The 15894-nt window shown below is 39.6% G+C and carries 15 protein-coding genes, 1 tRNA gene, 1 rRNA gene, 1 other RNA gene and 1 other annotated feature; of the genes, 14 read left to right on the forward strand and 4 right to left on the reverse strand.

The genetic code is table 11. The features are described 5' to 3' along the window. Positions 1 to 83 precede the first annotated feature (83 nt). Positions 84 to 199 (forward strand): 5S ribosomal RNA (gene rrf, locus V7124_RS18410). A gap of 77 nt (positions 200 to 276) precedes the next feature. On the opposite strand, the gene V7124_RS18415 is transcribed toward rrf, so the two are convergent. Beyond that, positions 277 to 1221, reverse strand: coding sequence for a YaaC family protein (locus V7124_RS18415; protein WP_335492044.1), 945 nt, complete (start codon positions 1219 to 1221; stop codon positions 277 to 279). A gap of 103 nt (positions 1222 to 1324) precedes the next feature. On the opposite strand from V7124_RS18415, the gene guaB reads away from it, so the two are divergent. From guaB to V7124_RS18445, 6 genes are all read left to right on the forward strand, one after another. Next, on the forward strand, positions 1325 to 2791 hold the full coding sequence (gene guaB, locus V7124_RS18420) for an IMP dehydrogenase (protein WP_335419471.1): 1467 nt from the start codon (positions 1325 to 1327) through the stop codon (positions 2789 to 2791). A 615-nt stretch (positions 2792 to 3406) separates the two neighbouring features. After that, entirely contained in the window at positions 3407 to 4741 is a 1335-nt protein-coding gene (locus V7124_RS18425; protein ID WP_420490565.1) for a D-alanyl-D-alanine carboxypeptidase family protein, read from the forward strand. A 169-nt stretch (positions 4742 to 4910) separates the two neighbouring features. Continuing rightward, complete coding sequence (gene pdxS, locus V7124_RS18430) at positions 4911 to 5792, forward strand: pyridoxal 5'-phosphate synthase lyase subunit PdxS (RefSeq protein WP_335419477.1); 882 nt, start codon at positions 4911 to 4913, stop codon at positions 5790 to 5792. 139 nt (positions 5793 to 5931) lie between these two features. After that, entirely contained in the window at positions 5932 to 6519 is a 588-nt protein-coding gene (gene pdxT, locus V7124_RS18435; RefSeq protein WP_335419480.1) for a pyridoxal 5'-phosphate synthase glutaminase subunit PdxT, read from the forward strand. 51 nt (positions 6520 to 6570) lie between these two features. After that, positions 6571 to 6795: a binding site (T-box leader), on the forward strand. A 52-nt stretch (positions 6796 to 6847) separates the two neighbouring features. Further along, entirely contained in the window at positions 6848 to 8128 is a 1281-nt protein-coding gene (gene serS / locus V7124_RS18440) for a serine--tRNA ligase (RefSeq protein WP_335419482.1), read from the forward strand. 64 nt (positions 8129 to 8192) lie between these two features. Beyond that, a tRNA-Ser gene (locus V7124_RS18445) sits at positions 8193 to 8285 on the forward strand. 105 nt (positions 8286 to 8390) lie between these two features. Here the strand turns inward: V7124_RS18445 and V7124_RS18450 are convergent. The 3 genes from V7124_RS18450 to V7124_RS18460 all read right to left on the reverse strand — a co-directional run bounded on the left by V7124_RS18450 (position 8391) and on the right by V7124_RS18460 (position 11243). Then, positions 8391 to 9086, reverse strand: coding sequence for a deoxynucleoside kinase (locus tag V7124_RS18450; protein WP_335419486.1), 696 nt, complete (start codon positions 9084 to 9086; stop codon positions 8391 to 8393). Positions 9087 to 9102: 16 nt separating this feature from the next. Then, the gene (locus V7124_RS18455; RefSeq protein ID WP_335419489.1) at positions 9103 to 9750 is read right to left on the reverse strand and encodes a deoxynucleoside kinase; all 648 of its coding nucleotides are present in this window, start codon (positions 9748 to 9750) and stop codon (positions 9103 to 9105) included. 206 nt (positions 9751 to 9956) lie between these two features. Further along, the gene (locus tag V7124_RS18460; protein WP_335419492.1) at positions 9957 to 11243 is read right to left on the reverse strand and encodes a glycoside hydrolase family 18 protein; all 1287 of its coding nucleotides are present in this window, start codon (positions 11241 to 11243) and stop codon (positions 9957 to 9959) included. A 123-nt stretch (positions 11244 to 11366) separates the two neighbouring features. Here V7124_RS18460 and tadA point away from each other — a divergent pair, with 123 nt between their 5' ends. The 7 genes from tadA (at position 11367) to V7124_RS18495 (ending at position 15660) form a co-directional block, all read left to right on the forward strand. Beyond that, the gene (tadA, locus tag V7124_RS18465) at positions 11367 to 11864 is read left to right on the forward strand and encodes a tRNA adenosine(34) deaminase TadA (RefSeq protein WP_420490564.1); all 498 of its coding nucleotides are present in this window, start codon (positions 11367 to 11369) and stop codon (positions 11862 to 11864) included. Positions 11865 to 11953: 89 nt separating this feature from the next. Further along, positions 11954 to 12219, forward strand: an RNA gene (gene ffs, locus V7124_RS18470) — signal recognition particle sRNA large type. Positions 12220 to 12342: 123 nt separating this feature from the next. Then, positions 12343 to 14034, forward strand: coding sequence for a DNA polymerase III subunit gamma/tau (gene dnaX, locus V7124_RS18475; protein ID WP_335492051.1), 1692 nt, complete (start codon positions 12343 to 12345; stop codon positions 14032 to 14034). A 16-nt stretch (positions 14035 to 14050) separates the two neighbouring features. After that, the gene (locus V7124_RS18480; protein ID WP_251639722.1) at positions 14051 to 14371 is read left to right on the forward strand and encodes a YbaB/EbfC family nucleoid-associated protein; all 321 of its coding nucleotides are present in this window, start codon (positions 14051 to 14053) and stop codon (positions 14369 to 14371) included. A gap of 63 nt (positions 14372 to 14434) precedes the next feature. Further along, positions 14435 to 15031 carry a recombination mediator RecR gene (gene recR / locus V7124_RS18485; protein WP_335419498.1) on the forward strand — a complete coding sequence of 199 codons (597 nt, stop codon included), beginning with the start codon at positions 14435 to 14437 and terminating at the stop codon, positions 15029 to 15031. A 60-nt stretch (positions 15032 to 15091) separates the two neighbouring features. Next, entirely contained in the window at positions 15092 to 15310 is a 219-nt protein-coding gene (locus V7124_RS18490; RefSeq protein ID WP_335492054.1) for a YaaL family protein, read from the forward strand. Positions 15311 to 15396: 86 nt separating this feature from the next. Beyond that, positions 15397 to 15660 (forward strand): pro-sigmaK processing inhibitor BofA family protein, encoded by a 264-nt coding sequence (locus V7124_RS18495; RefSeq protein WP_335492056.1) that lies wholly within the window; start codon positions 15397 to 15399, stop codon positions 15658 to 15660. Positions 15661 to 15894 lie beyond the last annotated feature (234 nt).

Here is a 15894-nt window from a genome sequence, read left to right on the forward strand (position 1 = left end):
TTAACCAATTTTTAAAAGCGAACTCGTTTTACAAACTTCTTCTGATTATCTAGTTTTGAGGGAATGATACCTCAACAAAATAGTCTGGTAACTATGGCAAGAAGGTCACACCCGTTCCCATACCGAACACGGAAGTTAAGCTTCTTTGCGCCGATGGTAGTTGGGACTTTGTCCCTGTGAGAGTAGGACGTTGCCAGGCAAAAACCAAGCAGCACAACCTGATAAGGGTTGTGCTTTTTGTGTTGTCACACCAACCAGCACCTCGTCAATACCCTATTACTCCATCAAATACTCATAAACTAAAAACGGCCCTTTCTTCAGGGTAATATCTAAAAAACTTTTTATAAAAGGATAATCACGATTCGGCATCATTTTTGTTAACTCACCCCACCATTCTGTTTCATACCTTGCAATCATACTTAGGTTATAAAGCAAGAGATAATGAACCATCAGCTCTGGAAATAAACATAAATTATCCTTCTTATGAGGGAGTACATAAGAACTGCTCTCTAGATTTATTTTGATCGGAGAAATCCCAGTAAATGAACTTTTATTTAATTGAAACGTAAGACCTTCATTCGAAAACTCAATATGATTTCTGGACTTTGTTGTAAGAAACTCCTTTAATCGATCCTCTGTCATATGATAATGGTCCATTAGTTTATCTGGTACTATCAATTGCTCATTTTGAGTATATATGGGGGTAAATGTGCTTTTGGACTCGTGTACCGTAAATAGGTCATCTAATTCAGGTATGAGCTCAAGCAACTCTTCCATCGTAATTTTATCTCCTTCTAATTGTTTCATGTTGAACATTTTTTCAGACATAAAGGGAAAGAGTCCGTTTCTTTGAAATTTAACTTCGTCTTGGAAAAATTGGTAATTTTGCTTTTTCCTTTTGCGTGTTGAAACTCCATGTGCTAAAACAGAGGTTGTTTCCGGATAATCTGGGTCAACCGTTAAAATACAAGCTTTTATTAAATGTACTAAGCCATAAAAAAGAAGAATTGGTTTTAGAATAAGCGGTGCATTTTCCGCCTGTTGATAATAAATTTGTCCATGCTCGAGATAATATAAAAAGGCATAGCAGTTTTCATAACCTTTTTGTTCTGGATTATCATTATTACACTTCTTATAGTTGTTTTTTAAGTAAGCCTGGCAATGCTCTGCGGAAAAGAATCGTGCATAGCTTTTCCAGCCTTTATAGTTAGTAATCAACATGAATCACCTTTTTCAGAAAAGTTAAACTAAATCATTCTCCTTGACAGTATTTTGTCCAATTGATAACCTACAATTAAAAAAATTTTTCCTGGAGGCCATAAAAATGTGGGAGAGTAAATTTTCAAAAGAAGGTTTGACGTTTGATGATGTCCTATTAATCCCTGGTAAATCAGAAGTTTTGCCGCGTGACGTAAGTCTTCAAGTGGAGTTATCTCCTAAGGTAAAGTTAAATATCCCAATTATTAGTGCAGGGATGGACACTGTTACAGAAGCTGAAATGGCAATCTCAATGGCTCGCCAAGGTGGTTTAGGAATCATCCATAAGAATATGACTATTGAACAGCAGGCTGAACAAGTTGAGAAAGTTAAGAGGTCAGAAAGTGGTGTAATTACCGATCCATTTTTTCTTACTCCAGACCATCAAGTATATGATGCTGAGCATTTAATGGGTAAATATCGGATTTCAGGTGTACCGATTGTCAATAATCTTGATGAGCAAAGGCTAGTTGGGATAATTACCAATCGTGACTTGCGGTTCATACAAGATTACTCGTTTAAAATTTCTGATGTAATGACGAAGGAAAATCTCGTTACAGCACCAGTAGGAACTACATTAAAAGAGGCTGAAAAAATTCTTCAAAAATATAAAATTGAAAAGCTCCCGCTCGTGGATAGCCAAGGAGTACTAAAAGGATTAATCACGATCAAAGATATTGAAAAGGTTATTGAGTTTCCAAACTCAGCAAAGGATAGCCAAGGGCGTCTATTAGCTGGTGCAGCAGTCGGCGTAACAAAGGATACAATGCTCCGGGTTGACAAGCTAGTAAAAGCGAATGTTGATGTGATTGTTATAGACACAGCACACGGTCATTCAAAGGGTGTTTACGATCAAGTTAAGGAAATTAGAACTCAATACCCAGATTTAACAATCGTTGCAGGAAATGTGGCAACGGGAGAAGCTACGGCTGCATTGATTGAAGCAGGAGCGGATGTAGTTAAGGTTGGAATTGGCCCCGGGTCTATTTGTACTACCCGAGTGGTGGCAGGTGTAGGTGTGCCACAAATCACGGCAGTATACGACTGTGCTACAGAGGCTAGGAAGCATGGTAAGACGATTATTGCAGATGGTGGTATTAAGTATTCAGGAGATATCGTTAAGGCACTGGCTGCAGGCGGTCATGCCGTTATGCTTGGAAGTATGCTTGCGGGGGTAACTGAAAGCCCTGGTGAAACTGAAATCTTCCAAGGACGTCGCTTCAAGGTTTATCGCGGCATGGGTTCTGTTGCAGCGATGGAAAAGGGTTCAAAGGATCGTTACTTCCAGGAAGATAATAAGAAATTTGTTCCAGAGGGTATCGAAGGTCGATTGCCTTATAAGGGACCTTTAGCTGAAACTATTTACCAATTAGTTGGCGGTTTACGTTCTGGAATGGGGTATTGCGGAACCAAAGACCTAACTGAATTAAGGAATAATGCTCAATTTATTAAAATGACAGGAGCTGGACTTCGTGAAAGCCATCCTCACGATGTCCAGATTACAAAAGAAGCTCCTAATTACTCATTATCATAATAGAAAAACAGAGAAGCACTTGCTTCTCTGTCTTTTTTTTAGGCTCTGTTATAACTGAATGTTGATTACACTCTTTTTGAAAAATAAGCGGAGAAATTCCGCTTATATTGGGAAATACCCATATTTCCCTTAAAATAAGCGGAGTTTTCCGGTTAAACGATCCAAATTGATGGATTTTGCCTTATTTTAAGCAGTTAGTCGGATATCTCCGCTTATATCTGCTTCTAAAGCCTCCACTTTATACAATAGCCGGAATACTCCGCCTATGAATTCTTATACCTACACGAAAATGAGGTTAGTCTAAAAAGTGGACACTTAACAATGGTTGTTAAAGTCATAAAGCCAACTTTAACGTGCCATTAATTATTTTTGCCCTTTGAAGGTAGTTTGATCTTATCAAATTTATCCTATTTTCTGCGAAAACACAGCACGATTATTAATTTTTTTCCTAAAAGCAACAAAGTTTAAGAAAAGAGTCTTTAATAAAGATAGGTCTATCCTCTGTCTATGATTTGGACTCCAGTTATGTTAAAATAACCAAAGTGTATTAATTCGTTGGAGGGCGTTATTGTGAATAAACATTTTTACCGCAAACTTTTTGCCAGCTCCTTGGCAATGATTATTTTTCTTGGAACTTTTGCAGGCATAAATAAAGTAGAAGCCGAAACTGCCGCATTAGATGTCAAAGCAGCTGGAGCAATATTGGTTGATGAACAAACGGGCAGGATTCTATTTGAAAAGAATTCTGAAACTGTTTTAGGAATCGCAAGTATGACAAAAATGATGACAGAGTACTTACTTTTAGAAGCAATAAAGGAAGGTAAAGTGAAATGGGATCAAGAATACATTGTATCTCCTGAACTTTCTAAAATGTCTCATGACGAAGATCTAAGTAATGTTTATTTGCGTGTGGAAGGAAAATATAAAGTAGAAGATCTGTATTCAGCAATGGCTATTGAATCTGCTAATGCTGCCACCGTTGCTATTGCTGAAATTGTAGCGGGATCAGAGGCGAAATTTGTAGAATTGATGAATAAAAAGGCCGCTGAAATTGGTCTTGAGAAGTATAAATTTGTTAACTCTTCCGGTTTAAATAACCGTGATATGTTAAAACACTTTCCTGATATTGTGGGTGACCCTGATGAGGAAAATGTAATGTCTGCAAAGGACGTTGCCATCCTGGCATCCCGTTTATTACATGATTTCCCAGAGGTATTGGAGACATCCAGTATTCCGGAAAAGGTTTTTGCAGAAGGTACGGAAGATGCATTTGTAATGGATAACTGGAACTGGATGTTAGAAGGCTATAAGAAAATTGCTGATCGGTATCCAAATTATCAACAATTTGTTTATGATGGCTTGGATGGTCTAAAAACGGGTTCAACTCCTTTTGCAGGATATAACTTTACTGGAACAGCTTCTAGAGACGGTCAAAGATTTATATCTGTCGTTATGAATACTGGTTCCCAGACCGAACGGTTCAGAGAAACAAGAAAGATTCTTGATTTCGCTTTTAATAATTTTAAAAAGGAAGAAATTATTCCAAAGCATTATCAGGTTAAAGGGAATAAGACTTTGCCTGTAACCAAAGGTAAAGAAGATCAAGTAAAAATTTATACAAAAGATGCCGTTAATATGGTAGTTAAAAATGGTGAAAAGGATAATTTCCAGACCACTTTAACACTTGATAAAAAGAAGATTAATAAACAAGGTGAACTGACTGCCCCTATTAAAAAGGGTGATAAGGTTGGAACATTAACGGTCCAGCCAAAAGAGGCAGAATCGTTAGGGTTTTTAACGGAAAATGGACAGTCTAATATTACTGTTGATGTTATTGCGGCAGAAGATGTTGAGAAATCCAACTGGTTCGTCTTAGTGATGAGAGGAATTGGCGGATTCTTTGGAGACCTTTGGGGAGGCATTTCTTCTACTGTTAAAGGCTGGTTTTAATAGTTGGGAATATTTTAAAGGGATTCTTGTCTTGACAGGAATCCTTTTTTGTTGCTTTAATGATTTTATGGGAACAATCTAATTCCGACTGAATTAATAGAATTTCCTAAAAGTATAAGCTAATTTTTTGCAATATTTATAAAAGTGGAATTTACGAGGGGGATTAACAATGAAAACAGGTACGGATCGAGTTAAACGCGGAATGGCCGAAATGCAAAAGGGTGGCGTTATTATGGACGTTATCAATGCAGAGCAGGCAAGAATCGCTGAAGAAGCAGGCGCGGTTGCAGTCATGGCACTTGAACGTGTACCGTCTGACATTCGTGCGGCTGGCGGAGTTGCTAGAATGGCTGACCCAAGGATTATGGAAGAGGTACTTAATGCGGTATCAATCCCTGTAATGGCGAAGGCAAGAATTGGCCATATTGTTGAAGCACGCATTCTTGAAGCAATGGGAGTTGACTACATTGATGAAAGTGAAGTCTTAACTCCTGCTGATGAAGAATATCATTTATATAAAAAAGATTTCACCGTTCCATTTGTTTGTGGCTGCCGTGATCTTGGTGAGGCTGCCCGCAGGATTGGTGAAGGAGCATCCATGCTTCGTACAAAAGGTGAACCGGGCACAGGAAATATCGTTGAGGCCGTTCGCCATATGCGTAAGGTAAATGGACAAGTTCGTAAAGTAGTAGGAATGAATGTAGATGAGCTTATGACAGAGGCAAAACTATTAGGAGCACCGTTTGAGTTACTGCTTGAAATTAAGCGCCTTGGCCGTCTACCCGTTGTTAACTTTGCAGCCGGCGGAGTAGCAACTCCAGCTGACGCAGCATTGATGATGGAGTTAGGTGCTGACGGAGTATTCGTTGGTTCAGGTATTTTCAAATCAGAAAATCCTGCTAAGTTTGCAAGAGCAATTGTCGAAGCTACTACTCATTATCAAGACTATAAATTAATTGCTGAGCTTTCAAAGGATCTAGGAACGCCAATGAAAGGGATTGAAATTTCTTCATTAGCTCCTGAAGCACGCATGCAGGATAGAGGTTGGTAAATGGAAAAGCGGAAGCGCCTTAGGCTAGGTGCTCCTCAGAAAAGCTAACGCTTTTCTTTCGTGCGAAGTGTCGCTTCCGTAGCTTACTCTTGTGGAGCTGGACCGTTATCAAAGTTTGAAAGCAAAAGGAGTCTTTAATATGGTTAAAATAGGTGTACTTGCTTTACAAGGTGCTGTTCGCGAACATATTCGTTCTGTAGAAGCATGTGGTGCAGTGGGAGTCGCCATTAAAAAAGTGGAAGAGTTAAAAGATGTAGACGGCTTAATCCTTCCTGGCGGTGAAAGCACAGCAATGAGGCGGTTGATTGATAAGTATAGCTTCATGGATGCATTGAAGGAATTTGCTGCTGAAGGTAAACCTATGTTTGGTACCTGTGCAGGCCTTATCCTTTTAGCTAAAAACTTAGTTGGGCAGGAGCCGCATATTGGTGTGATGGACATTACGGTTGAACGCAATTCATTTGGACGCCAGGTAGACAGCTTCGAGGCGGACCTTGCGATCAAAGGTGTAGCCGATAGCTTCCCTGCTGTTTTTATCCGTGCACCGCATATCGTTGAGGCTGGAGATGAAGTTGAAATCCTGTCTAAACACAATGGCCGTATCGTTGCCGCACGTGAAGGGCAATACCTCGGCTGTTCCTTCCATCCAGAATTAACCGAGCAACATCACCTTACGGCTTACTTTGTTGAGATGGTTAAGGAAGCTAAAGCAAAACAATTGGTATAATTTCATTGCATTTGGTGGATAATTATAGTAAATTTTTAATAAATAAATAAAGTTAAAGCAATGAGAGGAACTAGTAACAGGAAGTTCAATCCAAAGAGAGCCGATGGCTGGTGTAAATCGGTGTTTGAAGCTTGTGAATCCCTCCTCGAGCAAGGTATGGAACGCCTACTTATGGGTCAGTAAGTACTTTCGGTAAAAACCGTTAATTTTTTTTCAAGGTGGACAGTCTAAATACTGTCAACCAGGGTGGTAACGCGGGTAACTCTCGTCCCTGTTTTTGGGGACGGGAGTTTTTTGTTTTTTATTTTTACAATTGGAGGGACAAAAGATGTTAGATATTAAAGTATTACGAGCCAATTTTGCAGAGGTCAAAGAAAAACTCCAGCATCGCGGTGAGGACTTAACAGATCTTGGAAAATTTGAGGACCTGGATCAGCGTAGACGTGATTTAATTGTTGAGGCAGAACAGTTAAAAAGCAAACGAAACGAGGTTTCGCAGCAGGTCGCAGCCTTAAAACGTGAAAAAACAGATGCAGACCATCTTATTGCTGAAATGCGTGAGGTGGGTGACAAGATTAAAATGCTTGATGATGAGCTCCGCAGTGTTGAAGAGGTGCTAGATTTATTGTTATTAAGCATTCCTAATATTCCTCATGAAAGTGTGCCAATCGGTGAATCAGAAGATGACAATGTAGAGATTAAAAAATGGGGTAAAGTCCGTGACTTCGAATTTGAGGCGAAGCCGCATTGGGATGTAGCCGACTATTTAGGGATCCTTGATTTTGAACGCGCGGGCAAAGTTACCGGCAGCCGCTTTGTTTTTTATAAAGGTTTAGGAGCTCGTTTAGAGCGTGCACTCATGAACTTTATGCTTGACCTCCATGTCGATGAGCACGGCTATAAAGAAATATTACCTCCCTATCTGGTTAATCGTGCGAGCATGACGGGTACAGGACAACTGCCAAAATTTGAAGAAGATGCGTTTTTAATTGAAAACGAAGATTACTTTTTAATCCCAACCGCTGAGGTGCCAGTTACGAATCTTCACCGTGATGAAATCCTTAGCGGCGATGAGCTTCCAATCCGCTTTGCGGCTTACAGTGCCTGCTTCCGTTCTGAAGCAGGTTCAGCAGGACGAGACACGCGCGGTTTAATCCGTCAACACCAATTCAATAAAGTAGAGCTTGTGAAGTTTGTTAAGCCGGAGGATTCTTATGAGGAGCTTGAGAAGCTGACAAGTGACGCTGAACGCGTCCTCCAACTACTTGAACTGCCTTATCGAGTGTTGAGCATGTGTACGGGTGACTTGGGCTTTACGGCTGCTAAAAAGTACGATATCGAGGTATGGATTCCGAGTTATGGTACCTACCGTGAGATTTCTTCTTGCAGTAACTTCGAGGCTTTCCAAGCCCGCCGTGCTAATATCCGTTTCCGCCGGGATCCAAAAGCTAAACCTGAGCATGTTCATACATTAAATGGATCTGGTCTGGCTATTGGCAGAACGGTTGCAGCTATCCTGGAAAATTATCAACAGGATGATGGCACTGTTGTCATCCCTAATGTATTACGTCCATATATGGGGAATAAAGAAGTGATTAAACCGGAATAAAAAAAGTTAATATAATGTGTTGACATAGATAAATATAATGTGGTAATCTATATCTTGTCGACACGGAGGAATACCCAAGTCTGGCTGAAGGGATCGGTCTTGAAAACCGACAGGCGGGTCATACCGCGCGGGGGTTCGAATCCCTCTTCCTCCTCCATTAATTTTTAAAAATGATCGCGCATAAAACTGGAGATAAAATCCGTTCCAAGCAATTGGACGGATTTTTTTTTATATTTATTTTAAAAAGAAAGCACATATCGGATTAACCAATATGTGCTTTTGTTATATTTAAAATTTCTTTTAGGCGCTCATCTACTTGTTGGCAAACCTTTATTGCATCTTCCGGGCGCTTGACTACATCTGTATGATCCATATCGACGATCAGAACATCACTAGCATTATAATTATTAATAACCCACTCATCATAACCCTTCCAAACTTCAAAGTAATACTCTTTCAGTTCCGGGTTAATCTCAAAGCTCCGGCCGCGTGCCATGATCCGATCAATTACCGTATCAAAGGAACCTTTTAAGTAGACCATTAAATCAGGAGCCTTCTTTGGTAATTCCTTTAATTCTTCCATCATATTTTCAACAAGATCTTCATATATTTTAAATTCAAGTTCTGAAATTCTGCCAAGATTTTTATTTACATAGGCGAAGTACCAATCTTCGTAGATAGAACGGTCTTGAATCGTGTAAATAGGGTCGCTCCAGCTCACACAATCCTTCACTGTTTTAAAGCGTTTATTTAAAAAGAATAATTGTAAGAGGAAGGGAATTCTTCTTGCATCTAATTCTTCTGGAGTTAGTTCATAATAGAGCGGAAGAATTGGATTATTATCAACAGCCTCATAAAAAACCTTACTTTTAATTCCACTTCTTTGAAAATGTGCATTTAATGTATCAGCTACACTTGTTTTACCAAGGCCGATCATACCACCAATAACGATACTCACTTACATCCCCCAATTCTTATCTTGTGTTTGTCGTGCTGCTTTTCTTTAATGAACTTATAAGCTTTTCAATTATGAAATTTAAGTCATCGTCATTTTTAACAAAATCTAATTCATCACCATTGAAGCGAAGAACAGGAATTTCCGGATGTGCTTGCTCAAAGTTCGTTATCGTTTGCTCATAATCAATTGATAGCTGTTCCAAATATAAAGGGCTGATATTTTTCTCTACTTCGCGTCCTCTTATTTTTATTCGCTTAAGCAGCGTATCAAGACTTGCATTTAAATAAATAATAACATTTGGCTTTGGCATGTCTTCCGTCAGAAGCTGATATATTTTATAGTATTTTTGATATTCATCGGGGCTTAATGTCCGCTGAGCAAAAATTAAGTTCTTCAGAATATTGTAATCGGCTACTACAGCATGACTTTTACTGAGGAAGTGGGTATTAATATCCCCTAATTGCTTATAGCGATTGCAGAGGAAAAACATTTCTGTTTGGAAACTCCATTCCTCAATGTTGTCATAAAACTTCCCTAAAAATGGATTTTCGTCAACGATCTCTTTTAATAATGCAAAATTAAATTGTTCCGAAATGGCCTTTGCAAGAGATGTCTTTCCTACACCAATCGGCCCTTCAACGGTTATAAAGGGAGTATACCCCATTGCATGTCCTCCTTCTCCAACTGCCTGCTATTTCTATGTTTATCCAGCAAAATACCGGTAACTTTTATTCAAAGTTCATTATGGCACAAGTTATATATTATCATAATCTTTCACAGGAAGGGATATGGAAATTGTAGAAGAATCGATTTTCATGTCGATAATATGAAAAAACTGCCGAATGACGGCAGTTTATGTTTAGAAAAAATTTAACTTCTTTTAACCACATTAAAATTTTCGGTAATTAACAGCCAATTTTGTGGGAATGCCAAGCCGAGCTTCCAATAACTCATTCCTCTAATATTCAACTCTTTTATTAAAGTAAACTTTGCTTGGATGGAGCGTGCATCCTCGAACCAAACTTCATGACGCTTACCGTCAGCTGCGGTATAGTTGAAGAAAGGTGCCTGTGCTTTCGTATTATATTGAATCGGGACATTGTTTGCTGCAGCAAGTTGAATAGCTTGTTGCGGGCTGACAGCCTTGGCGACAGAACCTTGAACAAAAGGAAGTGTCCAATCGTATCCATATAGGTTCTGACCCATCATAATTTTATTCGGAGGCATTTCCGTTAGCGCATATTCAATGACACGTCGAACCTGGTCGATAGGGGAGACAGCCATGGCTGGACCACCACTGTAGCCCCATTCGTAGGTCATAATAACAACAAAATCAGCTATTTGGCCATGTGCTCGATAATCATGGGCTTCATACCAAGCACCTTGCTGCGTAGCGCTTGTTTTCGGCGCAAGAGCTGTTGACATTAACCAGCCTTCTCTTTGAAACCTTGCCTTCGCTTTTCGTAAAAAGGCATTATAGGCTTCACGGTCAGCTGGACGTAAAAATTCAAAGTCAAAATGAATATCCCTAAAACCATATTTGTTTGCAGTCGCAACAATATTAGTAAGGAACCTATCTTGAACAGGGATATCATTTAATAATATACGCCCTAATTCATCGCTAAATTGATCATTTTCCTGGTTATTAATAACCATCATTAAAACATTTCGATTGGCTCTCGCAATGGCGGGAAAGTTATTTAGCAGTGGTTCTTTTAATGATCCATCACGAAGTGCCTGAAAGCTGAAGGGTGCTAGGTATGTTAGATAAGGTGCTGCATCTCTTGCACTCGCTTCTAAAGCTGGAGCAACAGAGGTGCCACGAGGTTCTACATAAGCATTAAACTCTCCTCTCCTTTTTGGAGATGGCGGTATATAAAGACGAAAGCCCACATAGAGTTGTTGATTAAGTGAGATACGATTAACGGACGCAATTTGTTGATAAGGTACTCCGGTTTTTTGTCCAATCGACCAAAGACTGTCTCCTGGCTGTACATAATAAAAACTGCCAACGATCGGAATCACCATTGCTTGACCGACGACAAGATTATTTGGATTAGGGATGTCATTTGCTTCAACGATATCATTCACGGTTGTATTGTAGGCTCTAGCAATGGTTGTTAGTGATTCGTTACTTTTCACAACATGAATTTGCATCTTCTTCCCCTCCTTAGCAAAAGCGCTACATCTATTTTATGAGAGGGATTATGGATTCATGATATAATGGTTAAAATTTCAATAGCACGAGTAGAATGAAGATAATGATAGGTGGTATACCTAATGACTATAGAAGGCAATTCAGATGAATTTTATATGAGGGAAGCCATAAACGAAGCGAGAAAGGCAGAGTCTTTAGCGGAAGTGCCAATCGGAGCAATCATCATTATGGACGGAAAGGTTATTTCCCGCGCACATAATTTGCGTGAGACTAACCAAAATGCAGTTGCCCATGCCGAACTATTGGCAATCGAGCAAGCTTGTCAAGAAACAGGGTCATGGAGACTAGAGAATGCCACTCTTTATGTCACGCTTGAGCCCTGCGCAATGTGCTCTGGCGCCATTATTCTATCAAGGGTTAAAAGAGTGGTTTATGGTGCAGCCGACCCAAAAGGCGGCTGTGCAGGAACATTTATGAATCTGTTACAGGATCAACGTTTTAATCATCAGTGTGAAGTCGTGAGCGGTGTATTAGAAGCAGAGTGCGGGCAGTTACTGTCCGACTTCTTCCGTCAGCTTCGCGAAAAAAGGAAACTAGCAAAAAAACAAACCTTACAATAATTTACAAATGATAAACATTGATTTTTTTCTTGAATATTAGTATACTAAGAAGGCGTCATATATGGCGCACTAATGCTTTATCAACTTTGCCGTGCTAGGTGGGGAGGTAGCGGTGCCCTGTACTCGCAATCCGCTCTAGCGAGGCTGAATCCCTTCCCGAGGCTGGTATCCTGTAGGGTCCGCCTTAAGTAAGTGGTGTTGACGCCCGGGTCCTGCGCAATGGGAATCCATGAACTATGTCAGGTCCGGAAGGAAGCAGCATTAAGTGGAAACTCCCATGTGCCGCAGGGTTGCCTGGGCCGAGCTAACTGCTTAAGCAGCGCCTATGGGTGCGAAGTCGACGGAAGGTGCACGGCAGCTAATTAATCAAAGACAACTCATCTCTGAACACGAGGTGAGTTTTTTTGTATTCTTTTTGTAAAAAAGAAAAGGGATACGTTATAATAGAGGAGATAGAATTTTGGAGGGGGCAATGTTTATGGCTTATCAGGCTTTATACCGTGTTTGGCGTCCTCAGCAATTTATTGATGTAGTAGGACAAGAACATGTTACCCAGACATTGCAAAATGCCCTGCTTCAACAAAAAATATCCCATGCGTATTTATTTAATGGACCACGAGGAACAGGTAAGACCAGTGCAGCAAAAATTTTGGCTAAGGCTGTAAATTGTGAACGAGCACCAGTTTCTGAGCCATGTAATGAATGTGCCGCTTGTAAGGGAATTACCAATGGGACGATTTCCGATGTATTAGAATTTGACGCTGCCTCCAACTCCCGAGTTGAGGAAATGCGTGATGTTCTAGATAAAGTAAAATTCGCTCCCACCTCGGTTAACTACAAAGTCTATATTATTGATGAAGTGCATATGCTATCGATTAGCGCCTTCAATGCTTTGTTAAAAACCTTGGAGGAGCCGCCTAAGCATGTTATTTTCATTTTAGCTACGACCGAACCGCATAAAATCCCCTTAACGATAATCTCTAGGTGTCAACGCTTTGATTTTAGACGAATTACAGCCCAATCGATTGTGAATCGTATGAAGTTAATTGTCGATGAAACGGGTGTTAATTGTGAAGACGACGCCTTGAAAATGATAGCTCGAGCAGCTGAGGGCGGTATGCGTGACGCACTAAGTCTTTTAGATCAAGCTATTTCCTTTAGTCAGGAACAAGTAACGGTAGAAGATGCCTTAACGGTCACGGGTTCTGTTTCACAAGGATTTTTAAACAAGCTTGCAAAAGCTGTAATTGAAAAGGATGTAGCAAGTGGTTTAGAGGCGTTAGATGAATTATTATTTCATGGGAAAGACCCATCGAGATTTATTGAGGATTTTATTTTATACTACCGAGATATGCTGCTGTATAAAACAGCGCCAAATCTTGAAGAATCATTAGAAAGAGTCTTGCTAGATGAAGAGTTCCGTCAGTTAGCTGAAGCTGTTCCTTATGATCAGATTTATCAGCTGATTGAATTATTAAATAAAACTCAGCAGGATATGAGATGGACGAACCATCCGAGGATTTTCTTGGAAGTTGCCATTGTTAAACTGTGTCAAACTGAAGTAAAGCAGTTAGAGCAAATGCCTTCTGGACAAATTTCACAGCTGCTTACAAAGATAGAACAGTTAGAGCATGAACTACACCAACTAAAAGCAAATGGGACTATTAGTGTTCAAGAAGCAGTGCCACAGGCTGCTGCACAAAAGCCTGCACAAAGAACGTCAAGAAAAGGATTCCAGCCAGCGGTTGGGAGAATCAATGAAGTATTGAAGAATGCAACAAAGAATGACTTAAATCAGATTAAGAGCAAATGGGGCGAAATGAGAGGAAGATTAATGAAATCTCATGCCGCCTTATTAAATGAAGCAGAGCCTGTAGCTGCTTCTGCTGATGCTTTTATATTAAAATTCAAACATGAAATTCACTGTCAAATGGCAATGGATAATAACCGTTTTGTTGAGACTATTACGCTGGCGCTGCAGGAACTAGCAGGAAATAGATATCTAGTCCTTGGTGTCCCTGAAGAGCAATGGCTATCAATTCGAGAAAACTTTTTAAGTACACAGCATCATGCCGAAGGAGAAACTTCAGGTTCTAAAGCTGAAGAAGAGCCGCATATAGCGGAAGCAAAAAATCTATTCGGTGCTGAATTTGTTGAAATAATTGACTAAATAAATGGAGGTACAGATTATGCGTGGTGGAATGGGTAATATGCAAAATATGATGAAACAAATGCAAAAAATGCAAAAGAAAATGGCTGAAGCTCAAGAAGAGTTAGGGCAGCAAAAGATTGAAGGAACAGCTGGCGGCGGTATGGTTACTGTGATTGTAACAGGTCATAAAGAAGTGGTGGATGTACAAATTAAACCTGAAGCAGTTGACCCAGACGATATCGAAATGCTTCAAGACCTTGTTTTAGCTGCAACAAATGACGCGCTAAAAAAGGTAGAAGAACTTACAAACAATACGATGGGCCAATTTACAAAAGGAATGAACCTGCCCTTTTAATTAATAAAGCGTATGCGCCTGTTGATAGGTGCATACGCTTTTCTAGGAGAGGAATAATAAATAATGCATTATCCAGAACCGATTTCTAAGTTGATTGACAGCTTTATGAAGCTTCCAGGTATCGGACCTAAAACAGCGGGCCGTTTGGCTTTTTATGTGTTAAGTATGAAGGAAGATACTGTGCTGGATTTTGCCAAGGCACTTGTGAATGCAAAGCGTAATTTAACCTATTGTTCTGTCTGTGGTCATATTACAGATCAGGATCCATGTTATATATGTGAAGATCAGCGCCGAGATAAAACGACCATTTGTGTGGTTCAAGATCCCAAGGATGTTATCGCAATGGAAAAAATGAGAGAATTTAATGGAAAGTACCATGTCCTGCATGGCGCTATTTCTCCTATGGACGGAATTGGCCCTGAGGATATTAACATTCCTGATCTATTAAAGCGTCTCCATGATGAAACCGTACAAGAAGTTATCTTAGCGACGAATCCGAATATCGAAGGAGAAGCAACTGCGATGTATATTTCCCGTTTGCTTAAACCATCGGGAATTAAAGTTACTCGAATTGCACATGGACTTCCAGTTGGAGGAGATCTTGAATACGCCGATGAGGTTACTTTATCTAAGGCTTTAGAGGGTAGAAGAGAACTTTAACGATGAAAAGCGGAAGCGCCATTTTAGGTGCTGCGGCTATACAGTACCGGGGGAGTTAACATGTTTTTTCAGCGTAAAGGATGGCTGCGAAAAGAGTTTGATGAAAAACTTTTAACACAGTTACAGGAATATAAAGGACAGTGGCAGAAGCAAAAGCAATTAATGGATAAAAGTTTTGATCCTTCAGAGGAAGCGATCTGCCAGACAAAAATCGTTCAAGCGAAATACTACTTTCTATTAAGAGAAGCAAAAGAAAGAAATGTAAGTATGAAAAGGTAAAAGTGAAGCTATTCCTATTCAAGGTCTTTTTTTTACAACTTGTACATATGTTGTTGTAAAAAGAGATTTGAAGGGGGATAGCTTTTTTGGAACCAATTATAATTATTTCAATACTAGGCGGACTCGTACTTATTCTTTTGTTTTCAGGAGCTCCATTTAAGCCAGTTAGGTTTATAGGGCAAGCGGTTGTTAAATTGTTGATTGGAGCCATTTTGTTATTTTTCCTTAATACTGCAGGAAATAGCTTTGGTATCCATGTGCCAATAAACTTTGTTACTTCAGCTGTATCTGGCTTTCTTGGAATTCCAGGTTTAGTGGCAATGGCAGCAATTCAAAAATTTATAATCTAATTTAAAATACCGCTGGCATCAGCGGTATTTTAATTTTTTGAAAAACCAAATTGATATTTTATGAAAAAAAACTATTGACCAAATCGATTGTGTCCTGTAGTATATGAAAAGTCGTCACAAGCGACAAACAAAACACTTTAAAAAAGTTATTGACTTTAATAACTGATTTATGGTATATTAATAAAGTCGCTTCTGAGCGATAGTGAAAAACTTGATCTTTGAAAACTAAACAAA

This window comes from Neobacillus niacini, assembly GCF_036961885.1.
Taxonomy (GTDB): Bacteria; Bacillota; Bacilli; order Bacillales; family Cytobacillaceae; genus Neobacillus; species Neobacillus niacini_H.

Coding starts and splice junctions, on each gene's coding strand:
- V7124_RS18455 (WP_335419489.1), bottom strand. CDS start 9,750: ATGGGGTATACTCCCTTTATAACCGTTGAAGGGCCGATTGGTGTAGGA.
- V7124_RS18425 (WP_420490565.1), top strand. CDS start 3,407: ATGATTATTTTTCTTGGAACTTTTGCAGGCATAAATAAAGTAGAAGCC.
- serS (WP_335419482.1), top strand. CDS start 6,848: ATGTTAGATATTAAAGTATTACGAGCCAATTTTGCAGAGGTCAAAGAA.
- pdxT (WP_335419480.1), top strand. CDS start 5,932: ATGGTTAAAATAGGTGTACTTGCTTTACAAGGTGCTGTTCGCGAACAT.
- dnaX (WP_335492051.1), top strand. CDS start 12,343: ATGGCTTATCAGGCTTTATACCGTGTTTGGCGTCCTCAGCAATTTATT.
- V7124_RS18490 (WP_335492054.1), top strand. CDS start 15,092: ATGTTTTTTCAGCGTAAAGGATGGCTGCGAAAAGAGTTTGATGAAAAA.
- guaB (WP_335419471.1), top strand. CDS start 1,325: ATGTGGGAGAGTAAATTTTCAAAAGAAGGTTTGACGTTTGATGATGTC.
- recR (WP_335419498.1), top strand. CDS start 14,435: ATGCATTATCCAGAACCGATTTCTAAGTTGATTGACAGCTTTATGAAG.
- V7124_RS18415 (WP_335492044.1), bottom strand. CDS start 1,221: ATGTTGATTACTAACTATAAAGGCTGGAAAAGCTATGCACGATTCTTT.
- tadA (WP_420490564.1), top strand. CDS start 11,367: ATGACTATAGAAGGCAATTCAGATGAATTTTATATGAGGGAAGCCATA.
- pdxS (WP_335419477.1), top strand. CDS start 4,911: ATGAAAACAGGTACGGATCGAGTTAAACGCGGAATGGCCGAAATGCAA.
- V7124_RS18460 (WP_335419492.1), bottom strand. CDS start 11,243: ATGCAAATTCATGTTGTGAAAAGTAACGAATCACTAACAACCATTGCT.